Raw genomic sequence first — 23259 nt, 5'->3', positions numbered from 1 at the left:
GTGAAGGGCTCCTTGAGGGAATCAGATTCCCTCAAGGAGCCCTTCACGGACCGTCAGCGGCGCTCCCAGTTCGCCGCCTGCGCGGAACTCAGCCGCGAACTCCTCCGCGCCGAGAACGCTGCTAGCGCGGGCGGTGATCCGGTCCACGTCGCCCCGCTCCGCGGCGGGCAGCGGTGCGCCAACCCCAGCCCGGGAAGCCGCGGCTGCGCCCAGCAACCGCGCGGCCTCGCGGTGCGCACCGGCCAGTGAGTGCGCGCCCGCCAACCCCTCCAGCGCCAGCGCGATCGCTCGCGGATCCCCGGCCCGGCGGGCGATCTCGTGACCTTCCTGCTGCCGTCGCAGCGCAGTGTCCGGATCTCCGCGCAATTCGGCGACGAAACCGAGTTCTGCGAGAATCAACGTGTTCCCCGGTTCGAAATCGACCTGTTTGTTCCACTCGAGCAGCGTCCGCAAATGCCGCTCGGCGAGATCGAGGTCGCCCTCGCGCCGGGTACCGAGGGCCAGCCCGGTCAGCGCATACATTTCCCCCGGCGTGAAGCCGTGCTCCGCGGCGACCTCGCGAGCCCGGTCATGCAGTTCACGGGCGGCGGAGTAGTCCTTGCGCAGCAACGCTACCCGGCCTAGCCAGGACAGCTGGTACGACGCTTCCGGCCACAAGCCCAGTTCCTCGGCGATCTGCAATCCTTCGACGTGGACCGCCTCGGCGCGCGCGTAGTCCCCGGCAAGGGAACTGAGTGCGCCCCGCGCGAAAATCGCCTGCAGCTGCCCCCATTTGTCGCCGATTTCAGCGAACAATTCCGCGCAGCGATCGGCGTAACGCCACGCTGCCGCGATATCGCCTCTCGACAGCACCTGGCTCGCGCGGTCGCCGCTCGCCGCCGCGATTCCCCACCGGTCGTCGGCAGTCTCGAAGGCGGCTAGGGCGTCCAGGGTCAGCGGCTCGGCCCCGGGCAGATCGGCCACTGTGGACAGTGCGTAGCCGATGAACCACTTGGCCCGGGCGCTCATCGGCTGTTCGGCCACGGGACGCCAGTCGGGCCGGTCGCCAGCCAGGATACCGAGCGCGGCGAGCGTCGCCTGTGCTTCCGCGCGCAACTCGGGATCGCCGCCGGGCAGGCCGGACGCGGCGCGCAAGGAGCGCATCGCCTCGGCCATCCGGCCGCGCAGGAACCGGTACCAGGACAGCCGGTTCGCCAGCCGCAACGCGTTGTCGGCGCTCCCCCAACCGGCCAGATTTTCCGCTGCGGCACGAAGATTCGGCAAGTCCGCGTCGAGCCGCCGCAGCCAACGTCGTTGGTCTCGGCCGCGGAGACCGGCATCCGCGACACCGGCGAGCTGGACGTAATACTCCGCGTGCCGACGCCGTGTCTTTTCGACCTCACCGGCTTCGCGCAGCCGCTCCAGGCCGTAAACCGCCACCGATTCGAGCAGCCGGTACCGCGCGTTGTTCGCGGGCACGACCAGCGAGCGGTCGACGAGCTTCGCCAGCAGACCCAGCACCTCGCCTTCTTCAACGCCGTCGCCCGCGCAGACCGCCTCGGCCGCGTCAAGCGCACAATCCTCGGTGTGCACCGACAACCGTTGCAGCACAAGGCGTTCCTGCTCGCTCAGGAGTTCCCAGCTCCAGTCGATCATCGCGCGCAGTGTCTGCTGCCGGGCGGGAACGCCGCGACGGGTGGTGTCGAGCACGCGGAACCGATCGTCCAGCCGCCGCAGCAACTCCGGCACGCCCAACGCGCGCACGCGAGTCGCAGCGAGTTCGAGCGCCAGCGGCAGTCCGTCCAGCTTCCGGCAAATCTCCGCGACCGCGGCCGCGTCAGAACTGTCCACAGTGAACCCGGTGTCCGCGACCCGCGCGGTGAAAAGCTGCGCGGCACTGTCGTGGTCCAGCGGCGGCACCGGGAATTGCGTTTCCCCGGCAATCCCGAGCGGCTCCCGGCTGGTGGCGAGGATCCGCAGCCCGGGCGCGGCCGCCAGCAGTCGTGCGGTCAGCGCGGCGACCGGCTCGATCAGCTGCTCGCAGTTGTCCAGGACGACGAGTGTTTCCTTGCCCCGCAACGACTCGGCCAGCCGTTCCACGGGATCCGCCGGGGACGGGACTGCCGCGTCCCGGATCCCCAGCGTCGCCGCGATCGCCTCCACCACCCACTCGATCGGCGGACACTGGCTCAGCGCGCATTCGTGGCGGTCCATGCCGGTCAGTTCCACGAGCCACGCTCCCGCGGCGAAGTCACCGCCGAGCCGGTGCGCGGTCTCCAGCGCGAGCCGGGTCTTGCCGACGCCACCGGGTCCGGTGAGCGTGACCAGCCGAGATTCGCTGACGAGCGTGCTGACGGCACGCACCGCGGCGGTGCGGCCGACCAGTTCAGTGAGCGGCACCGGAAGCTGTGGAACGACGGCGGTCAGCGCCGGATCCTGCGCCAGAATCGACCGGTGCAGCGCCGCGAGTTCGGAGCCGGGATCCAGTCCTAGCTCGTCGGCGAGACGGCGGCGCAGCTCGTCGTAGGAGGCCAGCGCCTCGCTCTGCCGCCCCGCCGCGTACAGCGCGCGCACCTGCAGGGCGCGTAGCCGTTCCCGCAACGGATGCCGCCCGACGAGGTCGGCGAGCTCCGCCGTGAGCGCGGCATGTTCGCCCAGAGCGAGCCGCGCGTCGGCGAGATTTTCTTGCGCGACAAGGCGGTCTTCTTCCAGCCGCTGGATCACCGGCTGCGCGAAGGGTTCATCGGCGAACTCGGCGAGCGCCGGACCCCGCCATAGCGCCAGCGCCTCAGTGAACAGCGTGACCTTCGACTGCGGGTCCTCCGCCGTGCTTGCCGCGGCGATCAACGCACGGAACCGTCCGACGTCGAGCGCCTCCGGCTCGATCCGCAGCACGTAACCGGGTGCCTGATGCACCAGCGCACGGCCCTGCCCAGGTTCGGCGCCTTCGAGCGCGCGGCGCAGCTGCGAGACCTTCGTCTGCAGCGTGTTGACCGGATTGCCGGGCAGCTGGTCGCCCCACAGATCGTCCGCCAGCCGGTCCGCCGACACCGGACGGCCCTCGTGCACGAGAAGGACCGCGAGCAGGGTCCGGACCTTGGCCTCAGGCACCCGGACCGGCTCGCCGTCGTCGCTGCTCACGGCCAAGGGCCCCAGGATGCCGAATCGCACGAATCCACCGTAACCGCACCCGTGCGCGGACCCCCAGCGAACCGTGCGTAGGCGTCGGCACCGTGGTCGGCAGATCGACGAACTGGAGGGACGACATGTCCGGGAATGCGACCTCAGCGACTGTGCTGGGGCTCGGAGCGATGGGCAGCGCGCTGGTCGGCGCGCTGCTGGACACAGGGCGGCCGGTGACGGTCTGGAACCGCTCGGCGGACAAGGCGAAACCGCTGGTCACACGGGGTGCGATAGCGGCGGGGTCGGCCGCCGAAGCGGTCGCGGCGAGCGAGCTGGTGATCGCCTGTCTGCTGGACGACGCGTCGGTGCGCGAGGTGCTCGGCACGGCTTCGCTGGCGGGCAAGACGGTGGTGAACCTGACTAACGGCACCCCTCGACAGGCCCGTGAGCTGGCCGAATGGGTCTCGGAGCAGGGTGGGGAGTTCCTCGACGGCGGGATCATGGCGGTGCCGCCGATGATCGGGCAGCCGGGCGCGTTCGTGTTCTACAGCGGGCCGAAGGACGTCTTCGACACGCATCGCGCGGCGTTCGACGCGTTCGGCGGCAGCAACTACGTCGGCGAGGACCCGGGCCTCGCGGCACTGCACGATCTCTCGCTGCTGTCGGGGATGTATGGCCAGTTCATCGGCATCTTGCAGGCCTACGCGCTGATCCGCAGCGAAGGCCTCTCGGCGGTCGAGTTCCAGCCGCTGCTGAGCGGATGGCTGACCGCGATGGGCACCTTCGCCGAGCACGCCGCCAAGGAGATCGACAGCGGCGACTACAGCCAGGGCGTCGTGTCGAACCTCGGGATGCAGGCCGCCGCGTTCGACAACCTGCCCGCCGCGGCCGCTGACCAGGGCGTCAGCTCCGAACTGCTCGCACCGCTGCACCAGCTGCTCCTGCGCCGCACCGCCGACGGCCACGGCGCGGAAAACCTCACGAGCGTCATCGAACTGCTGAAGAAATAAGGAGAAAACCGTGAATGTGACGTTGATCGGTCTCGGCCCGATGGGCCAGGCCATGGTGCGGTCCTATCTGGCCGCCGGCCACGAGGTGACGGTGTGGAACCGCACCGCGAGCCGGGCCGACGAGCTGGTGGCCGCGGGCGCGAAGCGCGCGGAAACGGTCGTGGACGCGCTGGCCGCGAACGAACTGGTGCTTCTCAGTCTCACCGATTATCAGGCGATGTACGACATTCTCGCGCCGACCGAGGACGCGCTGCGGGGCAAGATCGTGGTGAACCTCAGCTCGGACACGCCGGAGCGGACGCGAGTGGCCGCGGAATGGCTGGCCGCGCGCGGCGCGGAGATGATCGCCGGCGGGATCATGGTGCCCGCGCCGGTCGTCGGCACTGAGGGTTCGTTCGTGTTCTACAGCGGCGCGCAGCCGGTGTTCGACCGGATCGAGCCTGCGCTGCGCGTCATCGGACGGCCGGACTACCGGGGCGCGGACCCGGGCCTGGCGCAGCTGTACTACCAGTCGCTGCTGGACCTGTTCCTCACCACGCTCTCGGCGTTCCTGCACTCCGCCGCGCTCGTCGGCACGGCCGGAGTGTCCGCCGCGACGCTGGTGCCGTACGCGGCGGAACTGCTGACGCTCGTGCAGACCACGCTGGACGAAACCGCGAAGAACGTCGACAGCGGCACCCACCCCGGCGACCAGGCGAACGCGAAGATGATGGGCGCGACGGCCGACCACGTCCTCGCCGCCAGCCGGGACGCGGGCATCGACACGGCCCTGCCCGCCGCGGTGAAGGAGCACTACGACCGCGCCATCGCCGCCGGGCACGGACGGGACAGCTGGTCCAGCCTGATCGACGTGATCCGCAGCAAGGCGTGATCCGCCCGCGGTCTGGGAAGCCGCCGCCGTTAAGCCCGGCCGAATCCGCGGCCCCGCCCGCCGACGGATCCGCGCCGGTCGCCGGACAACGCTTCCCAGACCGCGGTCCCGGGCCGCATCCTGGACGCAGAGCCGCGCTGGGGAGGCGCGGACCAGGGGTTGGTTTCGATGCTGCGCATGATTTTCACCGCAAAAGACCTGTGCCGGGTGCGAGTGGCGAGGGGCGCGCACCCGACGTGGGAGCTGATTCTGAGCATCAACAGTCTCCAGGACCCTCACCTGCCCCTGGAGTACCGCGGCTGGCGCGCGACAGTCCTGACCGGAGCCCGACGGGCCCCCGCGCACTGGCGCTGCCTGAAAACCGCCGCGGAGGTGGTCCCGGCCGGGAACTTCCCGGACTTCCTGACGCCGGCGCTGGACGAAACGGACGTCGGAGCCCATTTCGAAACCATCTTGGCCCAGCCGAAAGCCGTCCTGCGCGAGGACATCGTCCGCACCTTCGCCCGACACCGCCGCGCACCGCGCTGGGCCCGCACGGTCTACGCCGACGGCAGCACCCGCGGTGTCGTGCACGCCCTGCGCGAGTACAGCGACCTCGTCCTCGGACCCGCGCGGCCGGTCCTGGACCGGCGAGTCGAAACCGAGCGCACCCGATACGCGGAGCAGCTGCTGAGCGGCGGGGTCGAGGCACTGTTGGGGAATCTGCACCCGTCGATCCGGTGGCGCAATCCGGTCCTGGAGGCGGATTATCCGCGCGACCGCACGGTGGCTTTGAACGGGCGGGGTTTGGTATTGGTTCCGGCCCATTTTTGCTGGGGCGAACCGGTGACATTCATCGACGCCGCCCAACAGCCGACGCTGGTCTGCCCGGCGGCGGGGCTGGTGCCGCGCGAACCGGTGGGCACCCGGGAGGATCAGCTGGCAGGGCTCGTGGGTCGCACCCGGGCGCGGCTGTTGTGCGAATTGGCAGCGGAGGCGTCCACGACGGTCTTGGCGGCGCGGTTGGGAGTTTCACCGGCGGCGGTCAGCCAGCATACGAAAACGTTGCGGACGGCCGGGCTGATTACGACGACCCGGGAGGGGGCGGGGGTGCATCATTCGCTTACGCCGCTGGGGAAGGCATTTCTCGAGGCGCGGTAGTTCGTGTGCGAAGGCCGATATCAGCAGGCAAAGCGAATCGCCTCCGCACATAGGCCGAGGGGACAGCTGGCCCGGACGCAGTCACGCGATAGCAGTCAGGCTCTCCCCGGTGAGCACTTGGTGATGCAGTTCCCGCAATGAGGCGGAGGGCATCAGGCCCAGCTCCTCGTCCAGGATCCGATGCAGATTCCGGTAAGCGTGCAACGCCTCGCCTCGCCGGCCCGTGTTGTGCAGCGCGGTGATCAGCTCGACGTGGAACCACTCGTTCAACGGGTGCGTCGTGGTCAGCGAGCGCAGTTCGGGGATCAGCTCGCGATGCCTGCCGAGCTGCAGGTCGGCCCTGATCCGCAGCTCCAGCGTGCGGATCCGGGTCTCCTCGAGGTACGCGGCGTGCGCTTCGAGCAGCCGTCCGGGCGCGAGATCCGCCAGCACCGGACCACGCCACAGGCTCAGCGCCTGCCGCAGCTTCACCGAAGCTTGCCCCTGCTGCCCGGACTCAAGCAGCTGGCCGCCCTCTTCGGACAGCCGGGTGAACGTGAGCGAGTCCAGCTCGTGGCCGAGCAGCCGGAGGCTGTAACCGGGCGGCTGGGTCATGATCAGCTCGTCCACCCCCTTGCTGCCCAACGGCCCTTTGAACGTCTTGCGCAATTGGTAAACATAACTCTGCAGGGTGGCTACCGCGCTCTTCGGCGGGGTGTCCCCCCACAGCTCGTCGACAATCGCGTTGGTCTCCACGATCCTATTGGCGCACATCAGCAACAGGGCCATGGTCCAGCGGACCTTCGGCGCCGTCGGCGTGCATAACTCGTTTCCGCATCTTACTTCGATCGGCCCAAGTATGTTGAACTGCATGGAATCCCCCAGAACTCCCCAGCTTGGCGGATGTTTCCCTCGAAGCACCCGGTTTCCGCACCCCGTCCGCGAACCGTCCCGGGCGGACCATGAGCCGGCTTGAGAAAACCTGGCGGGCGTCTGATCCAGTCAGCGGGAACTCGCACGGATTTACCCTGCCGCAAGCACCGGATAAAGCCCACGCCCCGGAATATTCGCCAGTCTACGACCGCTGTCAACGTCGCGGAACCGGACCGTCGAACAGCGGGCGCCCGCCCCGTCACGGCCTGAGGCAGCGACCGCTCCCCGCACCGATAACTGCCTCCGAATAGCGCCGCGTCGGCGATTTCCCTCGACTCGCGAAGCGCGAGCACGGTCCAGCCTCGCTGCGACGATAATGCGTGTGCGAACCGCACTCGCGCGGCTACCCGCGGCAGCCGTCAGCCCGGCCCGTCCGTCACGAAAAATTCTTCCGCGCATTCCTTCCCCTTTCTTGTGCACCGCGGATCTTGTGCACAGCGACGCAGCTGTCCAGTACGCGGCCTGCCGCGCCGATCACGCCGTCCGACCGCGCCGGATTGCTCGACACCCCATTCGCCCCCGTGGCAAACTGCGTCTTCCCCGGAACCGCCGTGAGTTCTCCGCCTGGATCACAATGTTCCGGGATCCGGCCGCACCAGGCCCGCGTTCCGGCCGATTGCCGTTCCCCTCAGCTTTGACCCGATTCTCACTCTACTCCGATATCGAGCGCGTCGCTTCGGCGTCCGCGAGCAATCAGGCGATCGCGGAGCGCCACTTCAGGCGATCGTTCGCACGCCTTATCCGGCATTTCCGGACCCGGCCGCACCCCCGATTCCCGCGACCGGAACCTCCGCCTCGTCGCCATCGGCCGCGATCCCCGCACCGCTGAAATCGCCTTCTCGCCGCGGTACCCCGGATCGCCCGGCCGCCTCAAGCCCGGCAAGCACGAGCGTCTCGCGCTCTCGCTTCGTTCAGAGGTGCACGCAGGGCAAATATCCCCGCTTGTCGTGTCGGCCGAATACTGGCGACCGAGTGAGCCGAGGTACGAATTCATTACCGCAAAGGCTCCGCATGAGCAGAAACCGTTGCCGCCACGGACAACACCGCCACTCCGGCACGCCTCCCTCGGATTCCCTCGCCAAATCCCATGCGCCCCCGCCCCGGATTGATCTCTTACGGAGACAACCACCTCCCTAATCGGCACGCAAGGAAGAAACCGCGCCAGTGCGGAAATTCCGGCAGACGGCGTAACACTCCCCCGCGGCGACGGCCGTGCCCGCGCGAAAGCGCCGCTGCCGCGACAACGGTCGGCTACCAACGCGATTCGTTGGGCAGCAAGGGAAAACAGCGCGAATCGCACACCGCGGCCAGGGCGAGCGGCCAGGGCTCCAGTCAGGGTTGAGCGCGGGCAAGGGCCATCCTCGATGTGTTCGGCCAAGACTCCTCGCAGCGCGATCGGCTCGGGTGGCAATCCGCCACGGCCGGGGAGGGTGTTCGCAGGAACATGGACGCAGGGTGGGCTGGCCCGGGTGTTCGACGCGGCTACGGCGACATGGGCCGACGGGTCGTGATCACAGGTATGGGCGTGCTCGCGCCAGGAGGGTTGGGAACGAAGGCATTCTGGGAGCTGATCACCGCCGGCCGGACAGCGACCAGGAGCACCACGCTTTTCGACGCTTCACCGTTCCGGTCCAGAGTGGCCGGCGAGTGCGACTTCGACCCGGCACGGCACGGCCTGACCCCGCAAGAGGTCCGCAGGATGGACCGTGCGGTGCAGTTCGCCGTGGTGAACTCTCGCGAGGCGATCGCCGACAGCGGGCTGGACACGGACAAAGTGGATCCGCACCGCGTGGGAGTCACCATCGGCAGCGCCGTCGGCTGCACGATGAGCCTGGACCGGGAATACGCGGTGGTCAGCGACGCGGGCCGGCATTGGCTGGTCGACAACAGCTACGGAACGCCTCATCTGTACGGCCACTTCGTGCCCAGCTCCATGGCTGCCGAGGTGGCGTGGCAGGCAGGAGCGGAAGGCCCCGTCACCGTGGTGTCGAACGGATGCACGTCCGGTCTCGACGCGGTCGGCTACGCGTGCGACCTGATTCGCGAGGGCGCCGCGGACGTGATGATCGCCGGCGCGACCGACGCGCCGATCTCCCCGATCGCGGTCGCTTCGTTCGACGCGATCAAGGCGACGACCACTCGCAATCACGACCCGGAACACGCGTCCCGGCCGTACGACCGGACCCGCGACGGATTCGTGCTCGGCGAAGGGTCGGCGGTATTCGTCATCGAGGAAATGGAGCGGGCGAGAAAACGCGGTGCGCACTCGTATGCCGAAATTGTCGGCTTCGCTTCGCGCAGCAACGCGTACCATATGACCGGATTGCGTCCCGACGGGCAGGAGATGGCGGCGGCGATCCGGGCCGCGCTGGACGAGGCCCGGCTCGACCCCGGAGACATCGACTACGTGAACGCGCACGGCTCCGGCACCAAGCAGAACGACCTGCACGAGACCGCGGCGTTCAAGGACAGTCTCGGCGAACACGCCTACCGCACGCCGGTCAGCTCGATCAAGTCGATGATCGGGCATTCTCTCGGCGCGATCGGTTCGATCGAGGTCGCGGCGAGCGCGCTCGCGATCGAACACGGGGTGGTGCCGCCCACCGCGAACCTGCACGAGCGCGATCCCCTGCTGGACCTCGACTACGTGCCGCTGACCGCGCGCGAGCAGCGCACCGACGTCGTGCTCAGCGTCGGCAGCGGGTTCGGCGGGTTTCAGACCGCGATCCTGCTGGCCAAACCGGACCGGAGAACGCCATGACCGCCGTAGTGACCGGACTCGGCGTCGCCGCCCCGACCGGACTCGGGATCGACGACTTCTGGGCAGCCGCGTTGACCGGGCGGAGCGGCATCGGCCGGATCAGCCGGTTCGACCCGTCGTCCTATCCCGCGACGCTGGCGGGCGAGGTGCCGGGGTTCGTCCCGGAGGAGCACTTGTCCAGCCGGTTGATCCCGCAGACCGATCACATGACCCGGCTGGCGCTCGCCGCGGCCGACTGGGCGCTGCGGGACGCCGAGGCCGACCCGTCCGCCTTGCCCGGCTACGAGATGGGCGTGGTCACCGCGAGCTCGTCCGGCGGCTTCGAGTTCGGCCAGCGGGAGATGGAAAAGCTGTGGAGCAAAGGGCGGGAGTACGTCAGCGCTTACCAGTCGTGGGCATGGTTCTACGCGGTCAACACCGGCCAGATCTCGATCCGGCACGGCATGCGCGGCCCCAGCGGGGTCGTGGTGTCGGAACAAGCAGGCGGAATCGACGCTCTCGCGCAGGCTCGCCGGCAGATTAGGAAAGGCCTCGGACTGGTTGTGTCCGGCGGCATGGACAGCTCGCTGTGCCCGTGGGGCTGGGTCGCGCAACTGAGCAGCGGGCGGTTGAGCACGGCCAGCGACCCGGATCGCGCCTATCTCCCGTTCGACGAAGAAGCCAGCGGGCACGTCCCCGGCGAGGGCGGCGCGATCCTGATCGTGGAGGACGACCGCGCGGCTCGCGCCCGCGGCCGGGACACCAGCTACGGCGAACTCGCCGGTTTCGCCTCGGCCTTCGATCCGAAGCCCGGTTCCGGGCGGGAACCGGCTTTGCGCCGAACGATCGAGTCGGCGCTCGCCGACGCGTCGGTCGCGCCGGAGCAGGTGGACGCGGTGTTCGCGGACGCCGCCGGAGTGCCCGAGCTGGACCTGGCCGAGGCCACCGCGATCGCCTCCGTGTTCGGAGCCCGGCGAGTTCCGGTCACCGCGCCCAAAACGCTGACCGGGCGGTTGTACTCCGGAGGCGCCCCGCTCGACGTGGTGTCCGCCTTGCTGGCGATCCGGGACGGGGTGATCCCGCCGACCTTCAACGTCGTCCCGGCCCGGCGTTACCCGATCGACCTCGTCTCCGGGCAGCCGAGGGAGACGCCGATCCGGACCGCGCTCGTGCTCGCCCGCGGGCACGGCGGGTTCAACACGGCGGTGGTGCTGCGCGCGACAGGTTGAGCCCGGCTCGAGCGAATGCCAGACCAGACCGGCCCAGTTTCGCCGGTACGACGACCTTCAGGAGGCGCCATGACCCAGTTCACTCTCGACGATCTGCGCCGGCTTCTGCGCGAAGCAGCCGGCGAGGACGACACCGTCCAGCTGGACGGGGACATCGCGGACGTGCCGTTCGCCGACCTCGGGTACGACTCGGTGGCGCTGCTGGAAACAGCGGCGGCGGCGGACCGCGAGTTCGGCGCGACCATCCCCGACGAACTGCTCGGCGAACTGACCACTCCGGCCGCGTTCGTCAAGGCCGTCCGCGAACTCCTCCCGCAGACCTGATGCGCGTCATCGATCTGTCGACCCCCGTCGACGCGTCAGTCTGGGAACCCGAACCGGTGATCCACAAGATCACGACCGCCGCCGAGGGCGCCCGGCACATGAGTTCGGAGATGCGCGAGCATTTCGGCATCGAGTTCGACCCGGAGGTGCTGCCGCACGGGGAACTGCTGTCCATCGACACGCTCACCTTGACGACACACACCGGAACGCACGTCGACGCGCCGTCGCACTACGGCAGGGGCGCGTCTGGCGGGGAGCCGCCGAACATCGACCAAGTGCCTCTCGAATGGTTCTACGCACCGGCTGTGGTCCTCGACCTCACCTCCGCGCCCCCGGGAACGGCGGTGGGCGCGGAGACGATCGGGCGCGAACTCGACCGCGTCGGCTACCGGCCGTCGCCGCTGGACATCGTGCTGCTGCACACCGGCGCGTCCCGGTTCTCCGGAACGCCGAAATATTTCACCGAGTTCGTCGGCCTCGACCGAGGTGCGACGAAGTTGTTGCTGGACCTGGGTGTCCGGGTGATTGGCACGGACGCCTTCAGCCTCGACGCGCCCTTCACCGCGATGATCAGGGAGTACCAGCGGACCGGCGACCGGGAAGTGTTGTGGCCCGCGCACTTCGCCGGACGTGAGGTGCCCTATTGCCAGATCGAGCGCTTGGCCAATTTGGCCGCCCTGCCCACGGCGCACGGGTTCAAGGTCTCCTGTCTTCCGGTGAAGATCGCGGGCGCGGGCGCGGGCTGGGCTCGCGCGGTCGCGATCGTCGAAGACTGAGCGCGGCCGCCGAACGATCCGGCGGCCGCGCTCTTCGGCGACCCGGCCGGGCTCAGGACATCAGGCCGAGGCCTCCGTCCACCGCGAGCACCTGGCCGTGGATCCACGCCGCCTCCGGCAGGCAAAGCAAAGCCACGACGTCGGCCACGTCCCCGGCGGTGGCCAGGCGACCGGCCGGAGTCCGGGCGACCAGCCTGGCGATCGTTTCCGCGCGTTCCGGATCCGGCCCCTCGTCCAGTTTTCCCGGGGCCACGGCGTTCACCGTGACCCCTCGGCCCGCGAGCGCCGCGGCCAGATACCGCACCAGGCTCTCCATCGCGGCCTTGGCCATGCCGAGCCCGGCGTACCGCGGAGCCACGAATCGCCCGCCGCGGCTGGAGACAGCGACGACCCGGCCGGTGCCGGCCGTGAGCATTTCGGCCATCCGGCCCGCACCGTGCACCAGCGGACCGAGCGCCACGGCCGCGTCGCGCGAGTACTTCTCCTCGTCGAAGGCCAAGGTCGGCATCGGGTGGAAGCTGGCCGCGCTGTGCACGAAAATGTCCAGCTTTCCGGCATCGGACTGGACCTCGTCGAAGAGGAACGCGACCTGGTCCGGACAGCCCACGTCGGCTTTGACCGCCCGGGTTTCGCCGCCGATCCCGGCCGCCGCCCGCCGGGCGCGGTCTTCGTCGTGGGCGTAGTTCAGGAAGACGCGGCAGCCTGAACGGCCTAGCTTCCGGGCGATCGCGAGACCGAGACCGTGAGTCGCGCCGGTCACCAGCGCCACCTTGCCTTCGAGGTTCATCGGCCCGCCGCCGCCGGCTGGGAATGCAGGTGCACTCCGTTGAGCACCGCGTCCAGCCCGGCCGTGCCGGTCACCGGGCCTTTGCCGGCGAGATACGCGTCCGGACGGATCAAGACGTAGTCGCCGGGCCGGGCGCCGATCTCCGAAGCGAGCCGGCCGTCCGGATCCGCCAAGGCGTACGGCGAATCGGGAGACGCGCTCACCGCGCGCACGGACACAGCCGCGCCGTAACGCCGGACCGCGTGCTCGGCCAGCGACCTGTCGCCGCCGAACAGGAGCAAGGTCCACCGCGGATCGACCAGCTCTTCCGAGCACAGCGCGCGCCAGCCGGCGCTGGACTTCTCCGCTTCCTCGGTACAGCCGACCCGGTGGCCTGGCCGGATTCCCTCGAGCGAGCCGCTTGCCGAGCGGTTCAGCGGGCTGTCGCGGTAGTTCAGCCCGAGCGCCGAGATGGTCTTCATCATCTTGCGCTCGGCCTTGCGCTTGGCGGGCTTGAGGAGGTTCAGCAGGCCGAGTCCGACGGGCAGCAGGAGAGGGGCGAGCGCGTTGCGCAACGCGATCAGCGCGGTCGCCTTTTTCGTCGACCCCAGCAACGCCTCGCCGACCGGAACCCGTTCGACGCTGTAGCTGTCCAGAAGCTTCTCGTCCGCGTATCCCCTGACCACGTCGGCGAGTTTCCACGCGAGGTTGACGGCGTCCTGGATCCCGGTGTTCATGCCCTGGCCGGACGCCGGGCTGTGCACGTGGGCCGCATCGCCCGCGAGAAAGCACCTGCCGACCCTCATCTGCTGGATCATCCGCTGCTGGATGGTGAACACCGACACCCACGTCGGCCGCTCCACCTTGGCCGGACGACCGAGGGCCTGCCCGATCAGCACGGAGAACCGCGCGGCGACCGCGTCGGGATCCGCGTTCGCGTCGTGCGCCTCGGCGGTGGTGTCCAGCAGCCGCCACTTTCCCCGGGCGGGGAACGGCACCAACAGAATCGCGCCCTTCGGCGTGTGCATCAGGTGCAGCCCGTCCTTGGGCAGGTCGACGTCGATGACCGCGTCCGCGATCGACCACCGCTCCGACGAGTCGCCGAGAAGGCGAAGGTCCAGCTCCTTGCGTACCGTGCTGTGCGCGCCGTCCGTGCCCACCAGCCACGGGACGGACACCGTGTCCGTCCGGCCGTCGGCAGTCCGCAGCACAGCGTCGGCGTGGCCGGGATGCTGTTCGAGCCTGTCCAGCTCGATTCCCCACTCCACCTTGACTCCGTAGCGGAGCAAGCTGTCCCGGAGCACTTCCTCGGTGATCGCCTGGTCCACTTGGAGCGTGAACGGGAAGCGGGTCGGCAGCTCGGTGTAGTCGGTGCCGAACCGGATCAGCCTGCGGCCGTTGCGATGGATGGAAAAGCTGCCGGCGCGGATGCCGCGCGGCAGGATCTCGTCGAGCACGCCCATCTGGTGGTACAGCTCGAGAGTGCGCGCGTGCGTCGCGCTGGCCCGGCTGGTCGCCGCGGGCCCGTCGGCCTTGTCGACCAGCCGCACCCGCACTCCGCGCCTGACCAGTTCGTGTGCCGCGGCCAGTCCGACCGGACCCGCGCCGACCACCAGTACATCCACCTCAGGCATGGCTTCCCTCGACATTCCTCAGTCTTCCCGAGACCTTCGCGTCGCGATCATCCCGGTTCCGGCTCGGCAACCGCCTCGAGGAAGGCTGGAGGCGTCCACAATGGACCGACAGCGGAACTCGAGCGGCGCTCAAGCCGCCGGCGCGAGACTCGCCCCGACCGAGCAAACCGCTAGCGAGAGGACACCCGTCCATGGCGACGGCAGAAACGGCGTCCCCGCCGGACAGCATCGCCGCGGGACCGCCCCTGGACACCATCGCCGAGCACATCGGCGGGCCGCGGATCGACGACCTGCTCCGCCGGGCCGCCGAATGCGCGCCCGAACGGGCGGCTTTCCGTTACCCCGGGGGAGAAATCTCCTACGCGGCCCTGAACGCCAAGACGACCCGGTGCGGCGCGGCTCTGCGCGAACTCGCCGGGAGCGACACGGTGATCGCGCTGTCCATGGTGCTCAGCGTCGACTTCGCGGTGGGATTCTTCGGTATCTCCCGTTCGGGCAACGCCAGCGCGTTGCTCAACCCGTACCTGCCCGCCGAACGACTCGTCCAACTGCTGCGCACGTGCGGTGCGCGCATCGCGATCGTGTCGCCCCAGGTGTACCGGAACCTCGCGCCCGCGGCCGGCGGCCTGCCGGATCTCCAGTCGATTGTGCTGACGCACCGCGAAGGCGGGATCGACGCGCCGACCCTGGACGAACTGGCGGCTCGAGCGGGCGTCGATCCGGCCGCGGGCGAAGCCGATCCGGAGTCGTTGGCGTGTCTGCAATTCACCAGCGGCACGACCGGAACGCCGAAGGCCGTGCGGCTGTCTCACCGCAATCTGGCGGTGAACGCGGCACAGACCGTTCACGGCCAGCAGCTGACCGAGTCGTCCGTGCTGTTCAACTTCCTGCCGACGTTCCACTCGATGCACCTGACCGCGGGCGTGGCCGCCGCGGCGACACACGTGCTGTGCCCGGGAGACGACATCGCCGGATCGGTCGACGCCGCACGGCGGCACGGCGCGACGCACTACTACAGCCTCCCGGTGCGGCTGGCTCGGCTGGCCGCTGATCCGCGGCTGCCCGAACTCGAAGCGCCGGCGTCGCGCGGCATCCTGTCCGGCGGGTCGGCCCTGTCGCCGCATGCCGCGAGCTTGCTGTCCGAGCACTTCAGCGTGCCGGTGGTGCAGGGCTACGGCCTCGCGGAGACTTCGCCGTCGATGCTGCTCGGCAACTTGGACGAGCCGAGGTCCGGATCGTGCGGCGTGCTCGTGCCCGGCGGCGAATGCCGCATCGTGGACGTGGAAACCCGTGCGGTGCGGCCGGTCGGCTCGCTGGGCGAAATCCAGGTCCGCGGCCCGCAGCTGATGCTCGGCTATCTCGGCCGGGATCTGGCCGAGGACGTCGACGAGGACGGCTGGTTCTCCACCGGCGACGCCGGCCATCTCGACGCGGACGGCTACCTGTTCGTCATCGACCGGCTCAAGGACGTGTTCAAGCACGACAACTGGCTGGTCGCGCCGAGCGAGATCGAAAAAGTCGTCCGGCGGCACCCCGAGGTCCGGGACTGCGTCGTATTCGACTGTCCCGACGAATTGCACGGCGCGGTGGCCTACGCGCAGATCGTGGCGGACGGCGATGCGCTCGACCCGGCCGCGGTGCGGGACTTCGTCAACGCACAAGTGCCTTACTACGAACAACTGGGACACGTCGAACTGGTGGACCGGATCCCCCGCTCCCCCGTCGGCAAAGTGTCCCGCCGCGACCTGCGCGAGCGGGCACTCGGCCGCGAATCGGCACACTGACCGACCTTTCTCTGGAGGAAACAGCATGTTCTATCTGATCAACCGGTTCACCGTGCACGGCGACACCGACGAATTCCTGGCCATCCTCGCCGAGATCAACGCCTACATGAAGACCCAGCCCGGATTCCGGTTCCACCGGCTGTACCGCTCGGTGAACGAGCCCAACGTGTTCGTGGAGACCGCCGAATGGGAAGAGCGCGAGCTGCACAAGGCGGCGATCAGCAGCGACCGTTTTCTCGAGCCGGTCAAGAAGATCCGGCAGCACGCCACAGCTGAGCCCGGCCCGTTCGAGCTGGTCCGGGAAAGCACCGCGGCCGCGGTCGACTGAGCGATGGGATCGCACCACGCCCGAGTGACGGCCGAGGTGGCGGCGCCCGCCGCCACCGCGTACCGCCTGCTGACCGACGCGGGCTCCTGGCCGCTGCTGTTCCCGTGGATCTTGCACACCGAGTGTCTCGAACAGACGGGAAACGAGGATGTCTACCGATTCTGGGGGTTGACCCCGGACGGCGGCACGCGAATCTTCTCGTCCCGCCGCGATCTCGACCCGGTCGGGCTGAGCATGGATTTCGAGCAGCGGGGTGCGGTCGGCGAGGTTCGCGGACTGACCGGCCGGTGGCTGTTCAAGCCGCTGTCCGACGATCGCACGCTGGTGGAGTCGCACCACACGTTCAGCATGGCGTCGGACGCGCCCGAGGCACGCGAGCGCGCCGTCGCCATGTTCACCAAGCACGGCAACGCTCAGATGGACGCGCTCCGCAGGCGTGCGGAGCACCTGGCCGAACTGGAGGAACGCACCGTCGTTCGCACCGCCGAAGTCCGGATCGCCTGCCGGGTCCAGGACGTCTACCAGGCGGTGCGCGACGTGGCCGGGTGGCCGGGCCGGATGGCGCACATCGAGCGGGCCGAGGTCCGTGAAGCCGCGCCCGATGTGCAGTTCGTGGACCTGGAGGTCCGAGGAGAGGACGCACCGCGCGTGCGCAAGTCGGCCTGGGTCTGCCTTCCGCACGACAAGATCGTGACCAAAGCTGTCGGCCTGCCCGCTCCGTACGAAACGCATACCGGCCGGCTGCTGTTCTCCGCAACTCCGGACGGCACACTGGTCACCGCGGAGCAGACCACGATCGCCGCCCCGGAAGTCTCCGGAAAGGACGGGATCGGCGACGAGCTGATCGCGGACGCCCGGCGGAATCTCCTTGCGGTGAAAGAAATCCTGGAATGATCTGAGCGTGCCGGGCAGCGCGAAGGCCCGGCACGCTCAGCCGAGCGAGCCCAGGAACTCCGCCAGGACCCGATCGAAGCGCTCGGGCTCTTCCAGATGCGGCAGGTGACTGGAGTTCTCGAAGATCTCCCAGCGCGCGTTCGGGATCGATTCGGCGTAGGGCCGCATGACCTCCGGCGTCGCCTCGTCGTGCCTGCCGCCGAGGACCAAGGCCGGCACGGCGATGTCGGCGAGGCGGTCCTCGACGGTCCACTCTTTCAGGGTGCCGGTCACGTGGAACTCGCTCGGCCCGTTCATCGTGCCGTACACGGTCGGGTCGTTCTGGATCTCCAGCATGGACGCGACGAAGTCCCGCGGCCACGGCTTCACCCGGCACACGTGCCGGTCGTAGAAGACCATCATCGCTTCGAGGTACTCGTCGCTGTCCGTGGTTCCGGCCGCCTCGTGTTCGCGCAAGGTCGCGTCCGCTCCGGGCGGCAACCGGTCGCGCAGCACCTTCATCTCCCGCAGCCACAACGGGTAGGACGCGGGCGAATTCGCCACGACCAGCCCCCGCAGGCCGGACGGCCGGTCCGCGGCGTGCCGCGCCGCGAGCATCCCGCCCCACGACTGGCCGAACAGCACGTAGTCGTCGGCGAGGTCGAGCGCCCGCAGCAGATTGTCCAGCTCGGCGAGGAAAAGCCGCGGCGTCCAGAACTCCGCTCCCCGCCCCGGCAGGTGCGTCGACCCGCCGTTGCCCAGCTGGTCGTAGTGCACGACCGGCCAGCCGAGACCGGCCAGCCCGGCCAGCCGCAGCAGATAGTCGTGCGTGCTGCCCGGGCCTCCGTGCACGACCACGACCGCCGGCCGGCCGGTTGTTCCCGGCCGGCCGGTGACCCGATACCAAGTCCGGAACTCGCCGAACGGCACAGTCCCCTTGGCCGAAGCTCCGACAGTGGACACTGCCGCCATCCCCTCAGAGTCCGGCGCGTTGCTCCGCGTACGCCTTCGTCAGCCGCAAATTGCCCATGCTGTTCTCGCTCAGCACCCGGCGCAGGTACTTGCGCGCGTCCAGCACGGTCGTGCCTTCGCCGAGCAGATGCAGCGCGGACGGCTTGATCGTGGCCGTGTGCCGTGCGCTGGCCACGACGCCTTCCGGCGAGGCGGTGAACAGCCAGTGCCCGGTGTGCGCGTCGAGCAGCGCGGGCAGCCGGATCTGCTTGTACACGATCTTGTCGCCGGGCAGGCAGACCCGCACTGACCGAGTGGTGTGCGCCCGGCCGTCCGCCGTCGCCGTGTCCATGTCGAAAAACTGGATGTTCGGGGTGTCCTCCTCGAGCACGAGCCGCGAAACGTGCGGGATCCGCTCCGCCCACTTGTCAGCTTCGTACAGGTACGCGTAGGCGTCCTCGAGCGAACCCGCGACGAACAACGGATCTTCGAAGGAGATGATCAGATCAGCTAGTTCGTCGCGGGCCTTGCCCGCGTACTCGACAGTCGCCAGCTGCTCGGCGACGTCGGCCCGAACCAGTGCCACCGTGTTCTCGGTGTCGTTTTCAGGCACGCTGAACTCGTACCGCAGCGTGACAAGCGTGCCGCCAGGCCGCGTCTCGAACGTCCAGGCCCCGCGGGCGTCCGGGTTCGGGTCCTCCGGTGCTTCGAGAGCGAACGAGATCCGGTCCGCGCCGGTCCGCCGGCGTTCGGTCCACGTCCGGACGGTGTGGTCGTCGACCACCGCCCAGTGCCGGATCACGTCTTCCTCGCCCCGGTCGAGGTATTCGGCGTGCGCCGCGGGCCGGTGCACCTGGACCCAGTACTCGAGGTCGGCGACCACGCGCCTGAGCGCGTCGGCAGGGGCGTCCACCAGAACCTGCTCCTGCACGGTGTGTTCCTTCAGCGTCAGCACAGCACATCCCTTCGACCGGTCACGGCGACGTGAGACACCACTGTCCGGGACCGTCCTCAAGGCTGGTTTGAGCCGGGCTCGGCGGCTCTCGAGCCAGGCTCGAAGAAACCCGGACATGGTGGGCGGGCGAGCGGGAACCCGCGAGGAACGGAGAACTCACGTGACAGCGCGAGCCGAGACGGCGACCACGGCCGGGACGTTCGACCAGATCTACGCCGAGGTGCAGCAGTTCTACGCACACAGCATGCAATTGCTCGACGACGGCGCGGCCGAGGAGTGGGCGGCCACCTTCGCCGAGGACGCCACTTTCTCGGTGCCGACGCTGCCGGAACCCGTCCGCGGCCGCTCCGGACTGGTCATCGCGGTCAAGCGGACGCGGGCCGAATTGGCCGAAGCGAACGAGGTGCACCGGCACTGGCACGGGATGGTGTCGGTCCGGCCTCAGCCGGACGGCTCGTTCAAGGTGCGTTGCTACGCCCAGGTGATCGCGACGAAGCTCGGCGGCGGCTCCCGGCTGCACCGCGTCTGCGTCTGCGAGGACGTGCTGATCCGCGGTGAGAGCGGCGAACTGCTGGTGCGATCGCGCGAGGTCAGTCGAGACGACCTGAACTGATCACCTGGCGCGGTTGTGAGAACCTTGCAACCGTGCGTGTTGGGGTGCTGGGTCCGTTGGAGGTGCAGGCCGAGGACGGCCGCCGGGTGGATGTCGGCGGACCGCGGGTGCGGGCGCTGCTCGTCCGGCTGGCGCTCGACCCCAACCGGCTCGTCGCGGTCGATTCGCTGGTGGACGGGCTGTGGGGGGACGCTCCTCCCGGCGGTGCGGTGAACGCGTTGCAGTCGCTCGTCTCCCGGCTGCGGCACGCGCTGCCGTCCGGCGGCGCCCTCGTCGAGTCCGGGGCCGGCGGCTACCGGCTCGCGGTCGCCCCGGAAGCGGTGGACGCGTACCGGTTCGAGCGGCTGGCCGCCGACGGACGGCGAAAGCTGAACGCGGGCAACCCGGAACTCGCCGTCGGGCCGTTGCGCGAAGCGCTGGCGCTGTGGCGTGGACCCGCGCTGGCCGACGCCGCGGAAGCGCCGTTCACCGCGGCGCCGGCGGCGCGCTTGGAGGATCTTCGAGTCGACGCGATCGAGGACCGGGTCGAGGCGGACCTCCGGCTTGCCCGGCACGCCGAGGTGATCGCCGAACTGGAAGCCCTCGTCGAGAGCCACCCGCTGCGAGAACGGGTGCGAGGGCAGCTGATCCGCGCCCTTTACGGCGCGGGCAGGCAGGCCGAGGCCCTGGCCGCGTATGCCGACACCCGCCGCGTGCTCAGCGACGAGCTCGGCGTCGATCCGTCACCTGAACTCCAGGCCCTGCACCTGGCCGTGTTGCGGCGCGATCCGGGCCTTGAGCCGCCGGCCCGTCCCGCCCCCGGCCCCGGCCCGAGCCGAGCGGGCCGCGCCCGCCGGACGAACCTGCGAGCTCACCTGACCAGCTTTGTGGGCCGGGACAAGGAAATCGAGCGGATCGGCGAGCTGCTGGCCGGCTCCCGGCTGGTGACCCTGGTCGGGCCGGGCGGGGTCGGGAAGACCCGGCTGGCCGAAGCCGTGGCCACCGGTCTGGCCGACCGGATGCCCGACGGGGTGTGGCTGGCGGAGCTCGCGCCGGTCCGTACACCGGCTGACGTGCCGAACGCGCTGCTGACCGCGCTGGACATCCGGGAAAAGGCGCTGTCGCTGGAGTCCTCGTCGCCGGGGGACGCGGTCGACCGGCTGATCGCCGCGCTGGCCGACCGGAAGCTGCTGATCGTGCTGGACAACTGCGAGCACGTGGTCGAAGCCGCGGCCGCGTTGACCGACCGGCTCATCGCGGCCTGCCCGGATCTGCGCGTGCTGGCCACCAGCCGGGAATCGCTCGGCATCACCGGCGAGGCACTGTGGCCCATCCCGCCGCTCGGGCTTCCCCCCGCCGACGCCGGACCCGACGAGGCGCTCGCCTATCCCGCGGTGCGGCTTTTCGCCGGGCGAGCCGCGTCGGTGCGGCCCGGATTCACTGTCACCGAGGCCAATACAGCCGCTGTCGTGGAGATCTGCCGCAAGCTCGACGGTCTGCCGCTGGCCATCGAACTGGCGGCCGCGCGGGTCCGATCGCTGTCCGCCACCCAGATCGCGGACCGGCTCGGCGACCGCTTCCGGTTGCTGGTCGGCGGTTCTCGCACCGCGGTGGCCCGGCACCAGGCGCTCAGCGGCGTGGTGGAGTGGAGCTGGGATCTGCTCGACGACGAAGAACGGCTGCTCGCGCGCCGGCTGTCGGTGTTCACCGGCGGCTGCACGCTCGAATCCGTCGAGCGGGTGTGCGCGAGCGACGGGCTCGCCGCCGGGGGCGTGCTGCACCTGCTCGGGGCGCTCGCGGACAAGTCGCTGATCGACGCCGTGTTCGCCGATTCCGGCGGCGACGAAGTCCGGTACCGGATGCTCGAGACCGTCCGCGCGTTCGGGGCCGAACGCCTGGCCGAGGCGGGAGAGACCGAGTCCGCCCGTGCCGCGCACGCCCAGTATTTCCTGGAATTGGCCGAGACCGCCGAGTCGTTGCTCCGTACCGACGCGCAACTGGAATGGCTCGGCAAGCTGGCCGTCGAACAGGACAACGTGGTCACCGCGTTCCGCTGGGCGATCGACACCGAGAGCGCGGTCCTCGCGCTCCGGCTGGGAACCGCGCTCGCCGGGTTCTGGATGCTGCGCGGCTACCACGCGCAGAGCGTGACCACGCTCGAGGAAGCCCTGGCACTGCCGGGTTCGGTGCCCGGCACGACGCGAGCGGTGGGCTGCGCCTACTACTCGCTGGCCGCGATGAGCGCCGGGCAGCACCCGCGAGACGCTCTGGCCGAACTGGACCGGCTGCGGTCCGCCGACGGCGAAATCGCCGATCATCCCGTGATCAACCTGGTCGAGCTCGTGTCCGCGATGATGACCGGCGATGCCGATCGGACCGTCCGCGCGCTCGATCGCGGCGAGAACCACCCGGATCCGTGGGTCCGTGCGGTCGTCCGGATGATGCGCGGGTTCGCCGCGGAGCAACAGGGGGACGGGCTGGCGATCGAGGGCCATTTGACCAGTGCGCTGGCCGCGTTCCGCGAGGTGGGCGACCGCTGGGGCTTGGTGATCGCGCTCGGCGGGCTCGCCGAGGCTCGCGGCCAGCGCGGCGACCACGAGGGGGCCATCGAGGCCGGCGCGGAGGCGCTGAAGGCAGCGCGCGAACTGGGCTCGCCGAGCGACGTGCTCAGCGTGCGGGTCCGGCTCGGGGTGGAGCGGGCACGCGCGGGCGACCGCGAGGCCGGGCGGGCCGAACTGGCCGAGGTGCTGTCGGCCGATCGCACGTTCGGCGAAACGGCCCTGCTCGCCCGGATCGGGCTCGGCGAGATCGCCCGGCATGACGGCGATCTCGCCGCCTCGCGGCAGCACTACCGGACCGCGCTCGACCAGTTCGAGGCAAGCCCGGGGGTGCCGGGCCCGGTCCGGATCCAGATCGAGACGGGCCTCGGCTGGACCGAACTGGCCGCCGGAGACCGCGCGCAGGCCGCTGCCTTGTTCGGGCGAGCGGCTTCCTCGGGCATCGGGAACGGGAACCTGCCGTCCGCGGCGGGCGCCGTCGAGGGACTGGCCGCCCTCGCGCTGGCCAAGGGTTCCGCGGCGGACGCCGCCGCGATGCTGGGCGTGGCAACGGTGTTCCGGGGCACCACGGACGGCGGCAATCCGGACGTGGTCCGGATTGCCGCCGCGCTCCGCGCCGCGCTCGGGGACCCGGAGTTCGAGCGCGGCTACGCCCAAGGAACGGCGTTGTCCCGTGACGACGCCGTCCGGGTCGTCACGGGAGCCGCGGGCTGA

The 23259-nt window shown here is 69.9% G+C and carries 18 protein-coding genes; 12 read left to right on the top strand and 6 right to left on the bottom strand.

Features of this window, described 5'->3' with window-relative positions:
- Nucleotides 1-21: 21 nt before the first annotated feature.
- Nucleotides 22-3150 carry a BTAD domain-containing putative transcriptional regulator gene (locus ACFXI3_RS04720; RefSeq protein ID WP_378398077.1) on the bottom strand — a complete coding sequence of 1043 codons (3129 nt, stop codon included), beginning with the start codon at nucleotides 3148-3150 and terminating at the stop codon, nucleotides 22-24.
- Between the two features lie 95 nt (nucleotides 3151-3245).
- Here ACFXI3_RS04720 and ACFXI3_RS04715 point away from each other — a divergent pair, with 95 nt between their 5' ends.
- From ACFXI3_RS04715 to ACFXI3_RS04705, 3 genes are all read left to right on the top strand, one after another.
- A complete protein-coding gene (locus ACFXI3_RS04715; protein WP_378398075.1) occupies nucleotides 3246-4112 on the top strand; it encodes an NAD(P)-dependent oxidoreductase in 867 nt (288 codons plus the stop codon).
- 10 nt (nucleotides 4113-4122) lie between these two features.
- On the top strand, nucleotides 4123-4983 hold the full coding sequence (locus tag ACFXI3_RS04710) for an NAD(P)-dependent oxidoreductase (protein ID WP_378398074.1): 861 nt from the start codon (nucleotides 4123-4125) through the stop codon (nucleotides 4981-4983).
- Nucleotides 4984-5160: 177 nt separating this feature from the next.
- Nucleotides 5161-6123 carry an ArsR/SmtB family transcription factor gene (locus ACFXI3_RS04705; protein ID WP_378398072.1) on the top strand — a complete coding sequence of 321 codons (963 nt, stop codon included), beginning with the start codon at nucleotides 5161-5163 and terminating at the stop codon, nucleotides 6121-6123.
- An 81-nt stretch (nucleotides 6124-6204) separates the two neighbouring features.
- Here ACFXI3_RS04705 and ACFXI3_RS04700 read toward each other — a convergent pair whose 3' ends face one another.
- Nucleotides 6205-6891, bottom strand: coding sequence for a BTAD domain-containing putative transcriptional regulator (locus ACFXI3_RS04700; RefSeq protein WP_378398071.1), 687 nt, complete (start codon nucleotides 6889-6891; stop codon nucleotides 6205-6207).
- A 1636-nt stretch (nucleotides 6892-8527) separates the two neighbouring features.
- Here ACFXI3_RS04700 and ACFXI3_RS04695 point away from each other — a divergent pair.
- The 4 genes from ACFXI3_RS04695 (at nucleotide 8528) to ACFXI3_RS04680 (ending at nucleotide 12104) form a co-directional block, all read left to right on the top strand.
- On the top strand, nucleotides 8528-9796 hold the full coding sequence (locus ACFXI3_RS04695) for a beta-ketoacyl-[acyl-carrier-protein] synthase family protein (RefSeq protein WP_378398084.1): 1269 nt from the start codon (nucleotides 8528-8530) through the stop codon (nucleotides 9794-9796).
- Complete coding sequence (locus ACFXI3_RS04690) at nucleotides 9793-11004, top strand: ketosynthase chain-length factor (RefSeq protein ID WP_378398069.1); 1212 nt, start codon at nucleotides 9793-9795, stop codon at nucleotides 11002-11004. Before ACFXI3_RS04695 ends, ACFXI3_RS04690 begins: the two co-directional genes overlap by 4 nt.
- A 69-nt stretch (nucleotides 11005-11073) precedes the next feature.
- Nucleotides 11074-11328 (top strand): acyl carrier protein, encoded by a 255-nt coding sequence (locus ACFXI3_RS04685; protein WP_378398068.1) that lies wholly within the window; start codon nucleotides 11074-11076, stop codon nucleotides 11326-11328.
- Entirely contained in the window at nucleotides 11328-12104 is a 777-nt protein-coding gene (locus ACFXI3_RS04680) for a cyclase family protein (RefSeq protein ID WP_378398067.1), read from the top strand. Before ACFXI3_RS04685 ends, ACFXI3_RS04680 begins: the two co-directional genes overlap by 1 nt.
- A gap of 52 nt (nucleotides 12105-12156) precedes the next feature.
- On the opposite strand, the gene ACFXI3_RS04675 is transcribed toward ACFXI3_RS04680, so the two are convergent.
- Entirely contained in the window at nucleotides 12157-12864 is a 708-nt protein-coding gene (locus tag ACFXI3_RS04675) for an SDR family oxidoreductase (protein WP_378398066.1), read from the bottom strand.
- Nucleotides 12865-12887: 23 nt separating this feature from the next.
- Nucleotides 12888-14504, bottom strand: a complete 1617-nt coding sequence (locus ACFXI3_RS04670; protein ID WP_378398065.1) for an FAD-dependent oxidoreductase — start codon at nucleotides 14502-14504, stop codon at nucleotides 12888-12890.
- Between the two features lie 191 nt (nucleotides 14505-14695).
- Between ACFXI3_RS04670 and ACFXI3_RS04665 the strand changes: the two genes are divergently transcribed.
- The 3 genes from ACFXI3_RS04665 to ACFXI3_RS04655 are packed head-to-tail and all read left to right on the top strand — an operon-like array spanning nucleotide 14696 to nucleotide 17510.
- On the top strand, nucleotides 14696-16288 hold the full coding sequence (locus ACFXI3_RS04665) for a class I adenylate-forming enzyme family protein (protein ID WP_378398064.1): 1593 nt from the start codon (nucleotides 14696-14698) through the stop codon (nucleotides 16286-16288).
- A 25-nt stretch (nucleotides 16289-16313) separates the two neighbouring features.
- Nucleotides 16314-16616, top strand: coding sequence for an antibiotic biosynthesis monooxygenase family protein (locus ACFXI3_RS04660; RefSeq protein WP_378398063.1), 303 nt, complete (start codon nucleotides 16314-16316; stop codon nucleotides 16614-16616).
- 24 nt (nucleotides 16617-16640) lie between these two features.
- Nucleotides 16641-17510, top strand: coding sequence for an SRPBCC family protein (locus tag ACFXI3_RS04655; protein ID WP_378398062.1), 870 nt, complete (start codon nucleotides 16641-16643; stop codon nucleotides 17508-17510).
- 36 nt (nucleotides 17511-17546) lie between these two features.
- Here the strand turns inward: ACFXI3_RS04655 and ACFXI3_RS04650 are convergent, their stop codons facing one another.
- Together ACFXI3_RS04650 and ACFXI3_RS04645 are read right to left on the bottom strand one after the other, a co-directional pair.
- Entirely contained in the window at nucleotides 17547-18452 is a 906-nt protein-coding gene (locus ACFXI3_RS04650) for a proline iminopeptidase-family hydrolase (RefSeq protein ID WP_378398060.1), read from the bottom strand.
- 13 nt (nucleotides 18453-18465) lie between these two features.
- Nucleotides 18466-19395 carry an SRPBCC family protein gene (locus ACFXI3_RS04645; protein ID WP_378398059.1) on the bottom strand — a complete coding sequence of 310 codons (930 nt, stop codon included), beginning with the start codon at nucleotides 19393-19395 and terminating at the stop codon, nucleotides 18466-18468.
- A gap of 160 nt (nucleotides 19396-19555) precedes the next feature.
- Here ACFXI3_RS04645 and ACFXI3_RS04640 point away from each other — a divergent pair, with 160 nt between their 5' ends.
- A complete protein-coding gene (locus ACFXI3_RS04640) occupies nucleotides 19556-20008 on the top strand; it encodes a nuclear transport factor 2 family protein (protein ID WP_378398058.1) in 453 nt (150 codons plus the stop codon).
- A 32-nt stretch (nucleotides 20009-20040) separates the two neighbouring features.
- Nucleotides 20041-23259, top strand: coding sequence for a BTAD domain-containing putative transcriptional regulator (locus ACFXI3_RS04635; RefSeq protein WP_378398057.1), 3219 nt, complete (start codon nucleotides 20041-20043; stop codon nucleotides 23257-23259).

It is taken from the genome of Amycolatopsis sp. NPDC059235 (assembly GCF_042754125.1).
Classification (GTDB): domain Bacteria; phylum Actinomycetota; class Actinomycetes; order Mycobacteriales; family Pseudonocardiaceae; genus Amycolatopsis; species Amycolatopsis albidoflava.
This window is presented reverse-complemented; position numbering and strand designations above follow the sequence as displayed.

Bases quoted from the DNA above. Each gene is read 5' to 3' on its own strand.
- ACFXI3_RS04660 (WP_378398063.1), top strand. From the start codon at position 16,314: ATGTTCTATCTGATCAACCGGTTCACCGTGCACGGCGACACCGACGAA.
- ACFXI3_RS04680 (WP_378398067.1), top strand. From the start codon at position 11,328: ATGCGCGTCATCGATCTGTCGACCCCCGTCGACGCGTCAGTCTGGGAA.
- ACFXI3_RS04700 (WP_378398071.1), bottom strand. From the start codon at position 6,891: ATGGCCCTGTTGCTGATGTGCGCCAATAGGATCGTGGAGACCAACGCG.
- ACFXI3_RS04665 (WP_378398064.1), top strand. From the start codon at position 14,696: ATGGCGACGGCAGAAACGGCGTCCCCGCCGGACAGCATCGCCGCGGGA.
- ACFXI3_RS04715 (WP_378398075.1), top strand. From the start codon at position 3,246: ATGTCCGGGAATGCGACCTCAGCGACTGTGCTGGGGCTCGGAGCGATG.
- ACFXI3_RS04670 (WP_378398065.1), bottom strand. From the start codon at position 14,504: ATGCCTGAGGTGGATGTACTGGTGGTCGGCGCGGGTCCGGTCGGACTG.
- ACFXI3_RS04685 (WP_378398068.1), top strand. From the start codon at position 11,074: ATGACCCAGTTCACTCTCGACGATCTGCGCCGGCTTCTGCGCGAAGCA.
- ACFXI3_RS04705 (WP_378398072.1), top strand. From the start codon at position 5,161: ATGATTTTCACCGCAAAAGACCTGTGCCGGGTGCGAGTGGCGAGGGGC.
- ACFXI3_RS04690 (WP_378398069.1), top strand. From the start codon at position 9,793: ATGACCGCCGTAGTGACCGGACTCGGCGTCGCCGCCCCGACCGGACTC.
- ACFXI3_RS04695 (WP_378398084.1), top strand. From the start codon at position 8,528: ATGGGCCGACGGGTCGTGATCACAGGTATGGGCGTGCTCGCGCCAGGA.